A 15,135-nucleotide genomic window follows, 5' to 3' on the forward strand; every position below is an offset into this window, starting at 1 on the left:
TGAAGCGCAAGCAAAGTCAATTTGTAATCTAGAGGGATTACACTTTTTTTGCAGCTTCTAACGCTTGTTGATAATCGGGTTCCGACGAAACTTCTGAGACGATTTCTTCATAAACTAACGTTCCTTCTGGGTCAATCACAAAAATAGCACGTGCTAAACGGCCCATTTCTGGAATATACAAACCATAAGCTGCACCAAATGAGTCTTCAGTATCATGAAGCATTTCCATTTCGACACCCTCAGCGGCACACCAATTTGCTTGTTCTTCAACTGTGTTATTGGAAATCGTGATAATCTGAACACCGTCTAATTTCGCCGCTTCTTGATTGAAACGTTTCGTTTGCAGTGAACAAACACGTGTGTCGATATCAGGAACCACACTAATTAAAACCGTTTTACCTTTATAATCTGCCAAGTTGATTTCTTGGTTGTTTAAATTTTTCAAAGAAAAGACGGGGGCTTTTGTGCCAACTTCGGGCTGTTCACCTGTCAATTCTAATACGTGCCCTTTTCTTGTAACATTCATTCTGAAATCCTCCTTTTCCACTTTCAATAATAAGTATAGTAGAGGATTTTTATGAAGACAATTTTATTGCTTTGGGCTATTTGCTAGTGAAAAAGTTTCATTAAAATAAATCAGTGTTTGCAGTTCCGTTGTTAAATCAATATACTGCACACTAACGTTGGCTGGCACACTGACACGGTCTGGCGCAAAATTTAAAATCGCAGTCACACCCGCTTGAACAATTTTGTCGATGGCTTTTTGGGCATGGTGACTTGGTACTGTAGAAATGGCTACCGTGACCCCTTCTTGTCGAACGAATGCTTCTAACTCAGACATATCATGAACTAATAATCCATTAATCGTGGTGCCAACTAAAGCCGAATCATTATCAAAAGCACAGACAATATTCAAATTCTCGTTGCGTCTAAAATTATTTTTTAATAATGCCTTGCCTAAATTGCCACAACCAATCAGAGCAATTCTTTTTTCTTCTTGCGTATTTAAAATATTACTAAATACCTCAATTAAATACGGCACATCGTAACCATAACCGCTTCGGCCCAGTTCACCAACGTGGGAAAAATCACGCCGAATCGTTGCAGAAGGAATCTGGATCATTTCACTAAACTCTCGTGATTTAATGCGTTTAACACCAGAATCCCCTAACATTTTTAAATAACGTAAATAAACCGGCAAACGTTTTGCCGTTGCTTTAGGCATTTTTTTCTCCATCCTCTGTCCTCCTTGTTACCTACTTCACATATTCAGTTTATCACGGTTCCCCTCTCCGAGCAACTTGTTTGTGAAATAAGTACAAAATAAATACAGTGACGTCTAAGCGACCGTCACTGTATTTATTTCTTATAGGAAATCTGCAAATTCGTCTTCTTGTTTATCTTTCGCTGTTTCTGCTGAAATCTCTGTAATTTTGAGTCCTTCTAAGGCCCGAGCCATTAAACCTTCCAAGTCTAAGCGCGCTTCATACTCTTGCGCTTTATCCAAGCGAGGTCGTGTTTTCGGTTGCGGTGGCGCAAAAATTGTACAACAATCTTCGAAGGGTTGGATGGCTAATTCAAACGTGTCAATTTTTTCGGCAATTTCGATAATTTCTGTCTTATCCATTGAAACAACGGGTCGAATTATCGGTGTTGAGGTAACCTCATTAATTGCTACCATACTTTGAAGTGTTTGCGAAGCCACTTGTCCTAACGATTCACCATTAATAATGACTAAACCTTTCCGCATTTCACGAATTGCATCTGTTAAGCGTAACATTAAACGTCGTGTAATGGTCATTAAGTAGCCTTGGGGAACAACTCGTTTTATTTCTTCTTGAATTTCTGTAAAGGGCACTTCAATAAATTGAATAGTTCCTACATAAGGGACTAATTTTTCAGCTAAATCTTTAGCCTTTTGTAACGCTTGTTCACTTGTATAAGGTGGACTAGCAAAATGGACAGCTTCCACTTCCACGCCACGTTTCATAGCTAAATAACCAGCAACTGGTGAATCAATGCCTCCTGACAACATCAACATACCACGACCACTGGTGCCCACTGGCAATCCACCCGCACCGCGAATCGTTTCATAAGATAAATACGCCGCATCTTTACGAATTTCAATTCTTAAGTTAATATCAGGCTTTTTCATTTGTACTTGAATTTCCGGAATGGCTTCAATAACGGCCCCACCTAATTCTTGATTCAAGCCATTTGAATCAAGTTCAAATGAATGGTCCGAGCGTTTAGCAGTAATTTTAAACGTCTTACCTGGCGTATAAACTTCCCGAACAACCTCTTGAACCATTGCACGAATCGCTGGCATTTCTTTTTCAATACGAATACTTGGCGAAAAATTTTGAATTCCAAACACTTTACTTAGTTTCGGAATCACTTCTTCACTATCTTCCCCATTTAATAAAATATGCATTCTATCTCGATCTGCATGGATTTTCAATGCTGGAAAATCAGCTAACGCACGTTTCACATTTTGTGCTAACTGCATGATAAACGTTTTACGATTTTTTCCTTTAGTTGATAATTCGCCATAGCGAACCATAATTTCTGTATACTTCACTCAATTAATTCCTCTCTGTTCCTGTATCTTCACAGGTCAATGTCTTTGCAAATTATACATCAAATAAGGGGCGTTTTTCTAGTGCTTAGTCGAAAAAAATAGTTGATTCATAAGTTCATTGTCTTATGAATCAACTATTTGATAACTTTCTCTCTTGCTTATTGCGCATTCAGGATCCACATGAATCCGACAAAAACAAAGAACAAGCCATACATAATTGGCGAAACTTCTTTCCCGCGTTTTGCCGCAATCATTGTAATTGGATAGAAGATAAAGCCTAAGGCAATCCCATCTGAAATGCTGTATGTCAATGGCATTCCTAACAAGATTAAGAAGGAAGGAATCGCAATTTCCATCTCGTTCCATTTAATTTTGCTTAAGGATTGTGCCATCAAAACACCAACAATAATCAACGCTGGTGCTGTAACTTGCGAAGTGACAACTGCTAACAAAGGAGAAAATAGCAAACTGAAAATAAATAAAATCCCAGTTGTAATAGCTGTGATTCCTGAACGACCACCCACAGCAATCCCCGCAGATGATTCTACATATGCGCCAACTGGCGATGTCCCTAGTAGAGAACCAGCTAACATCGCTGTTGAATCAGCGGCTAAAGCTTTCCCCACACGCGGCATTTTATTGTCCTTCATAAAACCTGCTTGATTGGCTAAGCCCACCAACGTACCAGCGGTATCAAAGAATGTTACTAATAGGAACGTTAAAACCACGACCCACATTTGAATCGTATTGATATCTTTCACATGTCCTAACGCCACTAAAAATGTTGGTTCTAAACTTGGCGCGCTTGAAATAATCTTATCAGGCATTGGAATAACGCCTGTCGCTAAACCAACAATCGTTGAAATCGCCATCCCAATAAAAATACCACCAGGCACTCGACGAACTAACAAAATTGCAGTTACGACTAAGCCGACAATGGTGACCCACGTTGAGCCAACGTTCAAAGGTCCTAAGCCAACAAGTGTCGCATCATTAGCCACAATTAAGCCACCTTGGCTTAAACCAAGAAAAGCAATAAACAACCCGATCCCACCTGAAATGGCAAATTTCAAGTCTGCAGGAATTGCATCAATAATTAGCTCGCGTAATTTAAAAATTGTAATTAAAATAAATATCAATGAAGCCACAAAAACGCCTGCTAATGTCGTTTGCCAAGGAATCCCCATACCAACAGAGACTGAATAAGCAAAGAATGCATTAATTCCTAAAGCTGGTGCTGTCGCAATCGGATATTTCGCCAACACACCCATTAAAATACAACCTAAGGCACTCGCTAAAGCGGTGGCAGTAAAAACAGCGCCTTCGTCCATGCCAGAAGCACCAAGTACGGTTGGATTAACGAACAAAATATACGCCATTGAGATAAATGTGGTGAAACCAGCTAACATTTCTCGTTTCATATTCGTATTCAATTGTTCAAGTTCAAAATATGAACTTATTTTTTCTTTCATGTTCCGTCCTCCTAAAATCTAAATATTTTACAATGTTCGTAAAATATTCAATTTATTAATGAAACAACGTGCTTAGTTGAGCGAATATTATTAAGCACGAATAGTTCCATTTTACTTGATATAATGGGACTTTGCAAACTAGCCTATTCTATTAAATACACATAGTTTTGACTACAGGCACAGACCTTTGCACAGACAAAACCACCACGCTGATAGATGTTTTTTACATAAAAAAAAGACCTGTAGCAGGTCCCATGATGGCTGGCGTATTTAGACTACGCTTAATACTTAGTATCAGTTTCATCATGTAATCAGTCTAGGTATGATACCTATCTGTAACTTAAGTGTATTGTTTTATTTCTCTAGTGTCAACATTAAATTAATTTATCTAGTTCTCTTTTAGCTATATCTTTACTAAATGAAAAGCTAGGAGTTAATCTCTTATAAGGAATATTAGCTAACTTTTCCATAATTTTTGGTTGTAAGACAGTATTAAAGTCAATATCTTCAGGATTTGATTTAATAATTTGAATCATGTTATTTGTTACGCTAATCATAGAAGGATTGTAGTTTGATAACAATTCAACTTTACCTGCCATTAGAAAGTACTTTTTTATTTGAACCGAAGAAATTCCACTATAACTAAATGTTTCCTCTATCCCTTGCTTAACATATTCCTCTAGCCACTTTTTATTTTTCGCATTGATATCAGCTAAAACTATAGATGAATTAGATAGCTCATTGACTAATACTAAAACTTTTTTTCTGTTCACAGTAAAATAGTTCGCATGCCATGAATAAAAAGAACATTCATTGTTTTCGATTTTATTTTGAGAATAATCAAAAAATGAAAATAAAGGTAACGCTTTTTTTGTTGGAATAATATTCATAATCCTACCTCCAGTGTTTGCTTCTTTCACTTCTATTCTAACCAAAGTTTCTTGTACTATCTAGTTCTTTTATAGAAAAAATAAGCTGTTCATTACATATAATTATACTCTCTTTTTTTATACAGAGAGCCAACTAAAACAAAAGATTTTCATAATGATATGCCTCAGCAAATTCTACTAACGCTAACGCGTGATGGCGTTCTAAAGATTTTATACTCCATCCCATCATATCTGCTATATATAACTGAGTTTTGTGTTTTTGATAAATGTAAATGCGTTCTAATAATTCTTTGTGTTCACTATCTAACATCTCTAGCGCCTCTGAAATGCTTTGTAAGATGTTTTGGGCATCTATACGGTTAATTAGTCTATTTTCGTTATAATTAACTCTAGAAACGTTTTTAGGCATATCTGACAACACAACAGACTTTAAAGAGTCATCTTTTCCAGCAATTCTTTTATACTTGTCATAGTTCTTTAAAACTTTTTTCGCTCGCTGCCTGATTTCTTTTTCTGATACCATCAAATCACCCTTTTATGTTATAATTGAGGTACCATAATTCTATAAGTCTATTTGCTAAACTCTCCTTTTTAACTGACCAGATGTTCTTAGGTCAGTTTTTTTATTCGTTCAAATCACTGCGAAAAAAAAGGCTTTTTTCTGCATGGTTTTGACGACTAAAAATAACGCTAATCATTGATATTTAAACGTTTTTCATTCAGAAAAAATTTTTTTAAATCCTCTCGCTATTGGAAAAAGTTCCCATAACCGTTTTCGCTAGTCTCTTTTTATTCTTTTAATAAGGGGGGGGTGTACGTGAGAACTTCTATTTTTCTGGACAGTTGACCCCATCCACCGGTTTGTCATTTGAACTTTTCCGATGATTTTTTTTGGGGTGGGGGTCATATGAGATTAGCCTGTGCGTTTTTCGGAGTTCCCCTCCCGTTCCCTAACCAATTTTATTTTTTTAATTAGAACGGGGGATAAGATTTCCATACCTAACCAAAAGCTTTAAACGTTCTACTAATTGATTGAATTTATCTCATTTCATGATATAATGAACTAAGAAAAAAGGACGTGCCACAAACACGCCCCAATGTAGAACCGTTAAAAAGACGGTAGCTTTTGGATAATTTTTTTAAACCATCTTACTCGCCAAAGTAAAAGATGGTTTATTTTTTGTTATTGTCATCTTTGATAGCTAAGACTAACATTGCAAATGCAATCATCAGACTTAAAGCTTCATAAGTTGACAAATCAGGCTCTCCTTTCTCTAGATTTGATACTTACCTTCATAAGCACCACCTCCTAGACTTTGGATTGCCACCATCTTTTTACTTTTCTACATGGATATTATACTAAGAACTAAGCGTTTGTGCTATACTATTTTTATAGTGTCAATGTATCATAATCCTATTTATTTCTGTGTTAGCCCAAGTTATTTTTGACTTGGGCTTTTTTAGTTATCTGGCTTATTATAAGCAATTATATTTAACAAGATATGCAAAAAAGCCCATCTGGTTAGATGAGCTCATACATCGGTTATTATTTAACCACTACCACATTATAGGCTTGTGGGCCTCGTTTGCCTTCCATTACTTCATACTGGACTGTTTGCCCTTCTTCTAGTGTTTTATATCCTTCCGTTTGAATTGCTGTGTAATGAACAAAGATGTCCATTGCATCCTCTACGACAATAAACCCAAATCCTTTTTTAGCATCAAACCATTTTACAATACCTGTTTTCATATTAGAACATCCCACTTTCTTATTGATTGTAGTATTTTGTAGTATTTTTTTGGTAACAGATGGTTGCAACGTTACCTTTGGATAGTTGCAACCAATGCAACCATAAAGCGATAACCTCTAGTGCTTTGCTTTATTTTTATTGAGTTTGTTTTGAAAAAATTGAAAACTGAAATAAAAAAAAGATTTATTATTTCTTATTCTTTATCTGTTTTGCATAAGTAATCATCGCTTCTTTACTCCAGCATCCAGATTCAATCAATCGTTTCTCAATTTCTGCCATTTGTAGCCGATACTTCAAATCAGTATATAATCCTGTCTTTTCAGCATTTAAATTACCTAAAGGAGCACCACCGCCTTTGTTTCCTAGCGCGTTTTTATTTCCATATGGTGCACCTCTTTTTTTAGGTACACGAATATAAAAAACACCTTTTGAACGATTCAAGTAATAATCTCCCGTGAATAACGCACGTAGTAAATACTGAACTTGTCTTGCTTTTTCTTTAGGATGAATAGCCTTATTGCCCACTTACTATCTCTACTGACTTATCCATATACATTGTATACTCTTCTACTGCATTATTAACTAAACTTTCTGATGTCAATAAACGCATAGCATCTCCTGAATGGATAGCATTAATAAAATGTGGAAAAGCTCGTTCCAATTCTTCGACTTGTTCAATATCGGCTAAATAAGAGCGCCCTAAAACACGATACCCTTTATCTATTGCAATTTTTTCTAGGCGTCTTAAAATAGCATAATTATCCGAAAACTTTTCATAATATTTTTTCATTTCTAAAATAGTTACATCACTTTTACTAATCATTTCTAACTCTGCAAACTGTTCTGGTGTGATATTTTTAAAATAACTAGCATCTAATTCTGAATAGCGCAAAGCAATCTCTTTATCTACCAAATTTTGAGCATCTGCTTTCAGTCGCTCAAGTTTGCTATTTACTTCCGCTTTTACTTTTTCATTTACTTCATGGCAATACTCTGGTGCATACTTTTGCTTATTAGATTCTATCTCTTTCGCCAAATTCTCACGAATTGTTTTTGCTTGTTTTCCTAACTCGCTTAACTTTGTAATTACTTCTTTTAAACTCATATGTGTTACTCCTCTCTATTTATCTACTTCTAGTCCATGATATGCGTACTTAAGAACAATTCTAGCAGATTCAATGCGTATTTCTGGTACTTGCGCTGGATCACTCATCATTTCCACTAATACGGTTAAAGCATCTCCTGAGGCTCTTTGTATACGATTCGTTACTTGGCGCATTCGTTTACATTTTAACCGTTGATAAATTTCTAAAAATAATCTATCTTCCAAATACTTATGCCCTGTAGCTTCCTGTATATTAGCTTTTTTACAAGCTTGAGAAACAGTGTCACTTTCTAACAAAGCTCGTAAAAATTTCTTTTGTCTAACATTCAAATCAAGCATACTTTCCCTCCTTATTCAAATAAAAAAAGGGCTATATTTCCCAACTAAATGGGAAAATATAGCCCTCTGGGTTATCCAGTCAGACATATCATTCACTTGTCATTATTATAACATAATTAATTCGTTTGCGGTATAAATTCATGATAAAATATAGCTATTTTTTGATAATTCTTTCTCCTGAAACCTCACTTTTATAGGTAACTACATCATCTTGAATTTTTAGCGTTATCTCCCCAAAATGGATATTCGTTGATATCTCTTGTTTTTCGCCTCTGTGATTAATAAAAATGATTGTATTTCCCATTATTTCGCCCTCTCTATATTCTCTTGCCAATGTTCTAAATTTGCTCTCTCTATTTGATTGATTAATTTTGTCATGTCTTTAACCTGTGCTTTATATGCCGACAAACCTTCTCTACGCTCTTCTTCATTCGTAGCGATAAAATACCCTCTTTTTTCTCCATTTCTCTTTGCACATACTGGTACGCCTTTTTTACGCAATCGATTGATTGTTTCATAGATAACCCGTTCTTCCACATTCAGTAATTGTCCGATTTCCTTAATTGAAATTCTTCTGCCTCCGCCTATAGGTATAAGATCAAGGACATCACTTTCTAATACTGTTAACAGCTTCATGCGCTTATCTCTCCTTATCTTTTTTTGGCAGCCGAATTTTCGGCCATGCTACATAATCCATGAAATACTATCTTTGTAAGCTAGTATACTTTTTCGTTAACCAAAGGACCGTTTTAGTACTTTGGAAGGGCCCAAATTGCTTCCCCTTTTTATTAACAAAACTTCAACTTCTCGCCAGGTCGAAATTTTCGACTTGGCTATTGATTTCAAAACAGAGTTACTAATAGTTACCTCGTTATCATTCAAAGTGATAGCGACCTAGCGAATCGCTACATCATCTCTTGGCCATCTTTTAGCTAGGTCGCTATTTGATACTTAGCTCTAATAAGTAAAAAAGTAAGGTTTTGTGAGGTTCTATATTTAAAATTTAATGTTTGGTTTTGTAAAGCTCTTTTTTAGGGCGGAAGAAACGGAAGATTTTTTAGTTCTTCTTTTCTCCCAATCGTAAATCGTGTACCATAATTAGATAAACACCATTTAACAGCTCATATATTCAATTTAAGGCGTTCTAATCTATAGATAAGGTATTTTACTCAAAACAAACCAAAACCCCTTAAATCGAATGTGAGCCTCTATTTTTTCATACTTCTTTTATCTCTTGTTTCTTTAAACGTTACGATGTAACCTTTACTATTCCTCAACATTCTTGATAAAACTCTATTTCCATAGGAAAACTTAAGCTGTTCTGAACTTAAATTAGTTGTATAGATAGTTGCCATATTTTGTCTAGCCTCTGTTATTGAGGTCATTATTTCGGTATCGTAATCACTTGCTTTTTTTACTTTCCCAACTTGGCCCAAATTGCTTCCCACATCATCAATAACTAGCACATCCGCCTTTTTTATTTCATTCATTGTTCCACCTACTATAAGTTTCTTCACTTGATTATCACTCATAGAGTATCTCAATTGATTTAATAACTCTTGATAATTGATAAAAAGGCATTTTTTTGTATAGTTTGATTGTTCCAGTATCTCTTTTAAGACACTCATAGCTAGATGTGTTTTTCCTACCCCAACACCACCAACTAGCAATAAATGCTTGTTATTGCCTTGTTTATAACTTCTACAAAATTCTATGCTCTTTCGCTTAGCAATTGTTGTTTCTTGATTATCAGGTTCGTAATTATCAAATGTACATTCCCATGTGCCGATGTCTGTAACAATAGAACTTTGTTTCATGTAATTAATATGCAATTGTTTAATTGATTCTTTGTGTTTAGTATCTATCAAATACTCTTCTTTCTTTTGCATCTCACCATAATGACAATTCATACACGCAGGCAAACTTCTACGAACTCCATAATCACCATCACGTAATTTCCAAGCATAAAGTGGTTCTTTACACCGTGGGCAACTGCCTACAATATCAAAATGTTCTTTTAGGTCAATCTTCAATGGTTTCATTTTTTTACCTCCCAGCTCGTTTAAAAGCCTAAATCAGCATAATCACTATCTTGTCCCCACTGGTCTTTAGTCTGTTGCTCTTCTTTGTTTTTCTTGTCGTTGGCTTCGACATCTTTAACTGATAAATACTTGTTTTGTTCCCAATCTTTCAATATAGCATTGGCGTAACCGTAGTTACGTTTATTACGGTCTATTGCTATTCCTAACGCATGAATAACTAATTCCACCGCATTCTCTTGCGTAGCACCTATTTTTTCAAAATCAGTAAGCCAATAATCAAAATCTTGCATTGTCTTTTGTGCTAATGTTCCAAATCCATTTGATTCGTAGTAGTGGTAGATTTTTTTCAGGCCTTCTTCTCTACTACCCTTACCTATACTTTCCTTACCTAACCTATCCTTACCTAACCTATACTGGGTTTCCATTTGGTTGTCATTTGGTTGCCAACTGGTTGCCATTTGGTTTGCATTATTTACAAAGTCGTATTTACCGCCATTTGTTAGCAATAAGTTTGCTTTTTCTTCTTGATAAATCGTTTCTTTATATCGATCTTTTCTAATTTGGTTATTCAAATGCCAGTCGGTTATAACAACAACACCCGTTTCAAAAGGAATTATAAAACCTTTACTGATTAATGATGTTAAATCGTCATTACTTGCAGTTGCTGAACGTTGAACTTTTTTCGGCGATGAAACAAAACCGTCATCATCAGCATGTATGCCTAAATGAAAATATAAGTTTTGTGCTGTCGGTGGCATATCTAAAAATTTATCAGAATCAACAACATCTTTCGAAAACATTCTTCTATTCGCCATGTTCACACCCTATTTCTTTATTTTTTACTAACTGATACTCATACTTGCTTAGAACTTTAAGCATATTATTTTGTTCTAAAAAATTAACAGTTGTTCTAACGTCCCCGGGCTTTTCGTTTAAATCTAAAGAAAGCTCTTGTATTAAATCATCTCCAATAGCTTCAAAATACAACTTTCCTTCATCTCTAAGACTTAATAAAAGCATTTTAAGATATATGATGATATAGGTATCCCCTCCAGCTATACGCCGTAATAACTTGATTTCCTTTTGATTAAAAAAATCTTCTTTTAACTGTAGCCAGTAATAACGCTTTTTCTTTGGATTATTTTTATACTTTGTCATAATTATCCCTCCAATGATTCAGCCCACTCAGCTAACTTTATAAGAGGTATGCGGATAACCTCTTTCTTTTGTTTTTGTGCTGCCTTACGTAAACACTCAATTAAAATCTCTCGTTCTTCTGGCGTTGATTGCTTCGCGCATATCATCACTTCTTTTATTTCATCAATAATTTTTTCTGGGCAAAATTGTTTTGTATTCATCAAACTAGCACCTCCATTAATTGCAATTGTTCAAGTTCGTATTTCAAACTGTCACGAACAAATTCGGCACCTTTCAATTGATTTTGATATTTGACCCATGTATTAAACGTTTTGATCCTTGCCTCTTTTAAATCGGTCTTTTGTAACCATTCTTTGAAAATCTGCTCTTTTAAATCGTGAATTTCTGTACACGTTTCTTTATATTTAGCATGTTCTCTTAAAACATATAAAATAGCTAATTTATCTTTATAATGTCTACCAAACCGAATTTTATCGATACTAGCCTCTAATTCTTCTATCCCTACATTGATTTCTTCTAATTTATAATTATCAAGTTGTCTCAAAATTCTAGATTCATATCTATTCATTTCCATTATTTGCGCCCTCCGTTTTCCATTTGATAAGCATGTTCGTCATAAGCCATGTATAAATACACCGCTAAACCTGTGAAAATAGTTAATTTTGCGATTAATGGTAATAAGCCGAAAAATCCGCCTATTAAAAGGCATAAAATTATTAAATTTCGTTTCATTTTGTATTTTCCTCCAGTTTTGAGGGCACAAAAAAGCCCTTATTCGTTTGTTTGAATAAGGGTATAGCAAAATACCCTTATACTTTTTGCACAGCAAACAAGCCATGCCATTGACGTATAAAGGCATACAGTGGTATTATATTTGCATGCCGTTTATACGGTGATAGCACCTCGTAACTTATCGCTTTGGTCGGTTGAGAAGTTATGGGGTGTACTTTTTATTTATCAGACCCTAAAATAAGTTTGATTCCTTTTCTGATGACTTCAGTTCGACTAAGCCCGTGCTTTTCAGCATAAGCTTTTATTTTTTTATCCATTTCTTTATCGATACGGACTTTTACATCAATATTCAAAGGATTTTCTTTTTTAGGTCTACCAGTGCGTGGACCCATTTCATCACCTACTTTTTGTGTTCCACAAATACATATTAATATTTGAGTTCCAAAAAGTCAAGCACTTTTTCTAAAAAAATATAAACTGCATGCTTTTATTCTACTGTCAATGTGCTATACTAGAGAAAAGATGGCTATATTAAGCCTTTTTTCGTGCCTTTTACTCTGTCCGCCAAGACTTTTCGAGTAAAGGCTTTTTCTTTTCTCTATTCATTGTATTTGCTCCTTAATTTTTTTTGGCTGGCATTTTAAGCGTTGTTTGATATAAAACACCTTGACCACTTAAAATGCTCTTAATCGTGTCATAATCCATTTTAAGAGTAAGCAATGTAGCTACTTGTTGCTCTCGTTTGTTCACTGCTTCTATCTCTTCTGACGTTAAAAAATCTAATATCGTTGACTTTTTACTTACCTCTCGAGCTTCTCTTAATTGCTTAGCATTAAATCCTAATGCTGTTTTATAAACCAAATCTGTATAGTGTTTGTAGTAATGCGGGGAAAGCTCCAACTCTTTGATGACATCTGTCATTGACTTACGCACACTTTTTTCTTTTTGTCGTTCCATACGTATAGCATAAAGCTCGTTCTTCATGTCATAGAACTGTCGCACTAACGCTTTCTTAAATCGTCGAACTGGTTCGGTATTATCTAGATAGGTGATAAGCAAGGTCGCTTGTTCCTCATTTAATAAATAAGTCTTTTTTGGTCGTCCCCGACCGTTTAATTTAACCTTTTCAAAAGGCAAAATTCCAAACTCTTCTAAATCTGCTTTATTATCACGAATTAAATTTTTTACGGATTTTAAATTATTCTCTGAATACTTCGCAATAACCTCATCGGTTGTATATGGTTCTTCCTCAATGTATTGCGAATGTAAAAATACTAACTCTTTCATCTCGCTACCTCCCTTTATTTATTTTCGACATTTCAAATGTCGTTTTTCCAAATTCGTTTAGGTCCTTTTCATAATTTCTAATTAATTGCCTCACTGCTTAGGCGATAAGAAACCAATTTTCATAATGCCATCACGAGTAAATACGATTGTTTCTTGCGTTCCTCCTTTTGATCCAGGTACCGACAATTTGTAGGTACCTGAAAACTCTTTATTTCTTAGATACGGATTCCGTTTGAGTATTTTCTCGATACCGTCCTTACTTTTATATTCCAACGCATTCGCTAATTGTTGAATGGTCATGTACGGATTCCCTTTGTTGTCCATCCATAAATCGCAATTGATCCCCTGAAACAGTTCTTTCCTTGCTAATGTTAAATTGCTCATCTTGCACCTCCTATAAATTAAAAATCATTTGCGACTGACACTTGGCTAAAATATGTGCTTATCTCGGCTTCTCTTCTATTGGCGTGATGTTTTTTTATTATTCATTTTCGAGAAGCCAAGATCTTAGTTGACGCTTACTCCAGCAGGTTTTACGATCAGATAAACGCCTTCCTGTTGGTAATCCTTTTGCTATCAATTCATCTAAATAAGCTTCGGAACAGTTGTTTAAAAACCGCCTTACACCTACTCTCGTATAGATGAGGTCATTGTCGAGCTCGCTATCTTTTCTAGCTCGCTCAATCGCTTCTAAGGTAGTCTCATACACTTGCTTACTGATTTCATTCAGTTGCTTTTTATCAAGCGTATGGCACACCTCAACGACAAAAGGTGATGTTTCGACTTGCTCCATTGGTTAGCCCTCCTTTTTAGGTCTGCATATTTTTATGCCCCTCATGTTAGGGGGAGCTTGCGCTTTTTTACGCAACCCCCATTAGCTTTCTTTCTGCGCTGCTAATAATTCATCAATCGCTTTTTCTACTCGTGCTTTACGATCAGAAGTTAATTCTGTACGTAACCAAACACAAAAACGGCTATCAGAAATTCCAATTTTTTCTGCTACTTCCCAGTTACGTAGGCGATTCATGAAGATGCGGTCGCGTATTTCCTGATTTGCTTTCATTTTCTCACCTCCTTATATTCATAAAAATAAATATTCCAAAAACTGTAATATTTACAAAAGGAATATATCACAATAAAATGAATATTTCAACAACAAAAATATTTTTATTTAATTCAAAAAATGGTAATATAGTAACCGAGGGGGTGATAAAATGACAAAATTTGGAGAAACTTTACGTCTAAAAAGAACAGATAGTGGTAAAACAATGGTTGAATTAAGTCAACTAACTGGAATTTCACAATCACATATCTCTCAATTAGAAAATGGTAAACGTCTTCCTAACGAAGAAATTATTCATCATTTAGCAGAAGGCATCGCATCCAAGGGAAATAAAAAACTCTATGATGAATTATCAAAAGCATTTTTCGAGGCTTATTATATTGACTGTTTAAATGATTCACTTGATAAAGTCGAAATGATTTTAAAAAATTTCAACGATGATAAACACCACAATGCTTTTAGCTTTCACTTAAATACTAATTTTACAAAAATTGATATGAAAAAATATATATTGGAATCTACCATGAAGAATATTTTGGAAGAACGAAAAAACAAATATATCTCTTTGGAAAACATGCTAAATTCGAAAAATAAAGAATTAACCCTAGCTGGTGAACCTCTTAACGATGAAGAAAAAGAGGTGTTAAAGATTGTCTCGCTCGGTTTAATAGAAAAACGAAAAAACAAATAACATCCCTCTCCCCTTAACATCTAC

25 protein-coding genes are annotated in these 15,135 nt (G+C 34.9%); 1 reads left to right on the plus strand and 24 read right to left on the minus strand.

Annotated elements, in window-relative coordinates; all coding sequences use genetic code 11:
- Positions 1-37 precede the first annotated feature (37 nt).
- The 24 genes from tpx to IGJ90_RS12265 form a co-directional block, all read right to left on the minus strand.
- Positions 38-526: a thiol peroxidase gene (gene tpx, locus IGJ90_RS12150; protein WP_002367321.1), complete on the minus strand. Its 489-nt coding sequence runs from the start codon at positions 524-526 to the stop codon at positions 38-40.
- A 63-nt stretch (positions 527-589) separates the two neighbouring features.
- The gene (locus IGJ90_RS12155) at positions 590-1,237 is read right to left on the minus strand and encodes a redox-sensing transcriptional repressor Rex (RefSeq protein ID WP_002365189.1); all 648 of its coding nucleotides are present in this window, start codon (positions 1,235-1,237) and stop codon (positions 590-592) included.
- Between the two features lie 129 nt (positions 1,238-1,366).
- Positions 1,367-2,581, minus strand: coding sequence for a tRNA uracil 4-sulfurtransferase ThiI (gene thiI / locus IGJ90_RS12160; RefSeq protein WP_002367322.1), 1,215 nt, complete (start codon positions 2,579-2,581; stop codon positions 1,367-1,369).
- A 158-nt stretch (positions 2,582-2,739) separates the two neighbouring features.
- Positions 2,740-4,053, minus strand: a complete 1,314-nt coding sequence (locus IGJ90_RS12165; RefSeq protein ID WP_002355107.1) for an NCS2 family permease — start codon at positions 4,051-4,053, stop codon at positions 2,740-2,742.
- Positions 4,054-4,427: 374 nt separating this feature from the next.
- A complete protein-coding gene (locus IGJ90_RS12170; protein WP_325847827.1) occupies positions 4,428-4,943 on the minus strand; it encodes a DUF6933 domain-containing protein in 516 nt (171 codons plus the stop codon).
- Between the two features lie 133 nt (positions 4,944-5,076).
- Positions 5,077-5,466 carry an ArpU family phage packaging/lysis transcriptional regulator gene (locus IGJ90_RS12175; RefSeq protein ID WP_438760771.1) on the minus strand — a complete coding sequence of 130 codons (390 nt, stop codon included), beginning with the start codon at positions 5,464-5,466 and terminating at the stop codon, positions 5,077-5,079.
- A gap of 650 nt (positions 5,467-6,116) precedes the next feature.
- Entirely contained in the window at positions 6,117-6,173 is a 57-nt protein-coding gene (locus IGJ90_RS12180) for a hypothetical protein (protein WP_229065712.1), read from the minus strand.
- 316 nt (positions 6,174-6,489) lie between these two features.
- Positions 6,490-6,693, minus strand: coding sequence for a cold-shock protein (locus IGJ90_RS12185; RefSeq protein WP_438760773.1), 204 nt, complete (start codon positions 6,691-6,693; stop codon positions 6,490-6,492).
- A 187-nt stretch (positions 6,694-6,880) separates the two neighbouring features.
- A complete protein-coding gene (locus IGJ90_RS12190) occupies positions 6,881-7,219 on the minus strand; it encodes a hypothetical protein (protein ID WP_438760775.1) in 339 nt (112 codons plus the stop codon).
- Positions 7,209-7,799: a hypothetical protein gene (locus tag IGJ90_RS12195; RefSeq protein ID WP_438760777.1), complete on the minus strand. Its 591-nt coding sequence runs from the start codon at positions 7,797-7,799 to the stop codon at positions 7,209-7,211. Before IGJ90_RS12195 ends, IGJ90_RS12190 begins: the two co-directional genes overlap by 11 nt.
- A gap of 15 nt (positions 7,800-7,814) precedes the next feature.
- Entirely contained in the window at positions 7,815-8,138 is a 324-nt protein-coding gene (locus IGJ90_RS12200; RefSeq protein ID WP_438760779.1) for a phage replication protein, read from the minus strand.
- Between the two features lie 154 nt (positions 8,139-8,292).
- Entirely contained in the window at positions 8,293-8,442 is a 150-nt protein-coding gene (locus IGJ90_RS12205) for a hypothetical protein (protein WP_438760781.1), read from the minus strand.
- On the minus strand, positions 8,442-8,774 hold the full coding sequence (locus tag IGJ90_RS12210; protein WP_438760783.1) for an HTH domain-containing protein: 333 nt from the start codon (positions 8,772-8,774) through the stop codon (positions 8,442-8,444). Before IGJ90_RS12210 ends, IGJ90_RS12205 begins: the two co-directional genes overlap by 1 nt.
- Positions 8,775-9,346: 572 nt before the next feature.
- Complete coding sequence (locus IGJ90_RS12215) at positions 9,347-10,180, minus strand: ATP-binding protein (protein WP_438760785.1); 834 nt, start codon at positions 10,178-10,180, stop codon at positions 9,347-9,349.
- A 20-nt stretch (positions 10,181-10,200) separates the two neighbouring features.
- Positions 10,201-10,995 (minus strand): DnaD domain protein, encoded by a 795-nt coding sequence (locus IGJ90_RS12220; RefSeq protein ID WP_438760787.1) that lies wholly within the window; start codon positions 10,993-10,995, stop codon positions 10,201-10,203.
- The gene (locus IGJ90_RS12225) at positions 10,985-11,338 is read right to left on the minus strand and encodes a phage replisome organizer N-terminal domain-containing protein (RefSeq protein WP_438760789.1); all 354 of its coding nucleotides are present in this window, start codon (positions 11,336-11,338) and stop codon (positions 10,985-10,987) included. Before IGJ90_RS12225 ends, IGJ90_RS12220 begins: the two co-directional genes overlap by 11 nt.
- Before the next feature lie 2 nt (positions 11,339-11,340).
- Positions 11,341-11,538, minus strand: coding sequence for a hypothetical protein (locus IGJ90_RS12230; RefSeq protein ID WP_438760791.1), 198 nt, complete (start codon positions 11,536-11,538; stop codon positions 11,341-11,343).
- Entirely contained in the window at positions 11,538-11,912 is a 375-nt protein-coding gene (locus tag IGJ90_RS12235; RefSeq protein WP_438760793.1) for a hypothetical protein, read from the minus strand. Before IGJ90_RS12235 ends, IGJ90_RS12230 begins: the two co-directional genes overlap by 1 nt.
- Entirely contained in the window at positions 11,912-12,070 is a 159-nt protein-coding gene (locus tag IGJ90_RS12240; RefSeq protein WP_438760795.1) for a hypothetical protein, read from the minus strand. The genes IGJ90_RS12235 and IGJ90_RS12240 overlap by 1 nt, the downstream gene beginning before the upstream one ends.
- A gap of 218 nt (positions 12,071-12,288) precedes the next feature.
- On the minus strand, positions 12,289-12,462 hold the full coding sequence (locus IGJ90_RS12245; protein WP_438760797.1) for a ribbon-helix-helix protein, CopG family: 174 nt from the start codon (positions 12,460-12,462) through the stop codon (positions 12,289-12,291).
- 226 nt (positions 12,463-12,688) lie between these two features.
- Entirely contained in the window at positions 12,689-13,357 is a 669-nt protein-coding gene (locus tag IGJ90_RS12250) for a Rha family transcriptional regulator (RefSeq protein WP_438760799.1), read from the minus strand.
- 90 nt (positions 13,358-13,447) lie between these two features.
- Complete coding sequence (locus IGJ90_RS12255) at positions 13,448-13,741, minus strand: hypothetical protein (RefSeq protein WP_438760801.1); 294 nt, start codon at positions 13,739-13,741, stop codon at positions 13,448-13,450.
- Between the two features lie 97 nt (positions 13,742-13,838).
- Positions 13,839-14,150 carry a hypothetical protein gene (locus tag IGJ90_RS12260; protein ID WP_325847803.1) on the minus strand — a complete coding sequence of 104 codons (312 nt, stop codon included), beginning with the start codon at positions 14,148-14,150 and terminating at the stop codon, positions 13,839-13,841.
- 81 nt (positions 14,151-14,231) lie between these two features.
- The gene (locus tag IGJ90_RS12265; RefSeq protein WP_325847804.1) at positions 14,232-14,420 is read right to left on the minus strand and encodes a hypothetical protein; all 189 of its coding nucleotides are present in this window, start codon (positions 14,418-14,420) and stop codon (positions 14,232-14,234) included.
- Between the two features lie 151 nt (positions 14,421-14,571).
- Here IGJ90_RS12265 and IGJ90_RS12270 point away from each other — a divergent pair, with 151 nt between their 5' ends.
- Positions 14,572-15,111: a helix-turn-helix domain-containing protein gene (locus IGJ90_RS12270; protein ID WP_289854384.1), complete on the plus strand. Its 540-nt coding sequence runs from the start codon at positions 14,572-14,574 to the stop codon at positions 15,109-15,111.
- Positions 15,112-15,135 lie beyond the last annotated feature (24 nt).

It is taken from the genome of Enterococcus sp. AZ129, assembly GCF_051714505.1.
Taxonomy (GTDB): domain Bacteria; phylum Bacillota; class Bacilli; order Lactobacillales; family Enterococcaceae; genus Enterococcus; species Enterococcus faecalis.

Bases quoted from the DNA above. Each gene is read 5' to 3' on its own strand.
- IGJ90_RS12205 (WP_438760781.1), bottom strand. From the start codon at position 8,442: ATGGGAAATACAATCATTTTTATTAATCACAGAGGCGAAAAACAAGAG.
- IGJ90_RS12230 (WP_438760791.1), bottom strand. From the start codon at position 11,538: ATGAATACAAAACAATTTTGCCCAGAAAAAATTATTGATGAAATAAAA.
- IGJ90_RS12185 (WP_438760773.1), bottom strand. From the start codon at position 6,693: ATGAAAACAGGTATTGTAAAATGGTTTGATGCTAAAAAAGGATTTGGG.
- IGJ90_RS12165 (WP_002355107.1), bottom strand. From the start codon at position 4,053: ATGAAAGAAAAAATAAGTTCATATTTTGAACTTGAACAATTGAATACG.
- IGJ90_RS12170 (WP_325847827.1), bottom strand. From the start codon at position 4,943: ATGAATATTATTCCAACAAAAAAAGCGTTACCTTTATTTTCATTTTTT.
- tpx (WP_002367321.1), bottom strand. From the start codon at position 526: ATGAATGTTACAAGAAAAGGGCACGTATTAGAATTGACAGGTGAACAG.
- IGJ90_RS12195 (WP_438760777.1), bottom strand. From the start codon at position 7,799: ATGAGTTTAAAAGAAGTAATTACAAAGTTAAGCGAGTTAGGAAAACAA.
- IGJ90_RS12265 (WP_325847804.1), bottom strand. From the start codon at position 14,420: ATGAAAGCAAATCAGGAAATACGCGACCGCATCTTCATGAATCGCCTA.
- IGJ90_RS12215 (WP_438760785.1), bottom strand. From the start codon at position 10,180: ATGAAACCATTGAAGATTGACCTAAAAGAACATTTTGATATTGTAGGC.
- IGJ90_RS12245 (WP_438760797.1), bottom strand. From the start codon at position 12,462: ATGGGTCCACGCACTGGTAGACCTAAAAAAGAAAATCCTTTGAATATT.
- IGJ90_RS12210 (WP_438760783.1), bottom strand. From the start codon at position 8,774: ATGAAGCTGTTAACAGTATTAGAAAGTGATGTCCTTGATCTTATACCT.
- IGJ90_RS12250 (WP_438760799.1), bottom strand. From the start codon at position 13,357: ATGAAAGAGTTAGTATTTTTACATTCGCAATACATTGAGGAAGAACCA.
- IGJ90_RS12270 (WP_289854384.1), top strand. From the start codon at position 14,572: ATGACAAAATTTGGAGAAACTTTACGTCTAAAAAGAACAGATAGTGGT.
- IGJ90_RS12175 (WP_438760771.1), bottom strand. From the start codon at position 5,466: ATGGTATCAGAAAAAGAAATCAGGCAGCGAGCGAAAAAAGTTTTAAAG.
- IGJ90_RS12225 (WP_438760789.1), bottom strand. From the start codon at position 11,338: ATGACAAAGTATAAAAATAATCCAAAGAAAAAGCGTTATTACTGGCTA.
- IGJ90_RS12200 (WP_438760779.1), bottom strand. From the start codon at position 8,138: ATGCTTGATTTGAATGTTAGACAAAAGAAATTTTTACGAGCTTTGTTA.
- IGJ90_RS12220 (WP_438760787.1), bottom strand. From the start codon at position 10,995: ATGGCGAATAGAAGAATGTTTTCGAAAGATGTTGTTGATTCTGATAAA.
- IGJ90_RS12155 (WP_002365189.1), bottom strand. From the start codon at position 1,237: ATGGAGAAAAAAATGCCTAAAGCAACGGCAAAACGTTTGCCGGTTTAT.
- IGJ90_RS12235 (WP_438760793.1), bottom strand. From the start codon at position 11,912: ATGGAAATGAATAGATATGAATCTAGAATTTTGAGACAACTTGATAAT.
- IGJ90_RS12260 (WP_325847803.1), bottom strand. From the start codon at position 14,150: ATGGAGCAAGTCGAAACATCACCTTTTGTCGTTGAGGTGTGCCATACG.
- IGJ90_RS12255 (WP_438760801.1), bottom strand. From the start codon at position 13,741: ATGAGCAATTTAACATTAGCAAGGAAAGAACTGTTTCAGGGGATCAAT.
- IGJ90_RS12240 (WP_438760795.1), bottom strand. From the start codon at position 12,070: ATGAAACGAAATTTAATAATTTTATGCCTTTTAATAGGCGGATTTTTC.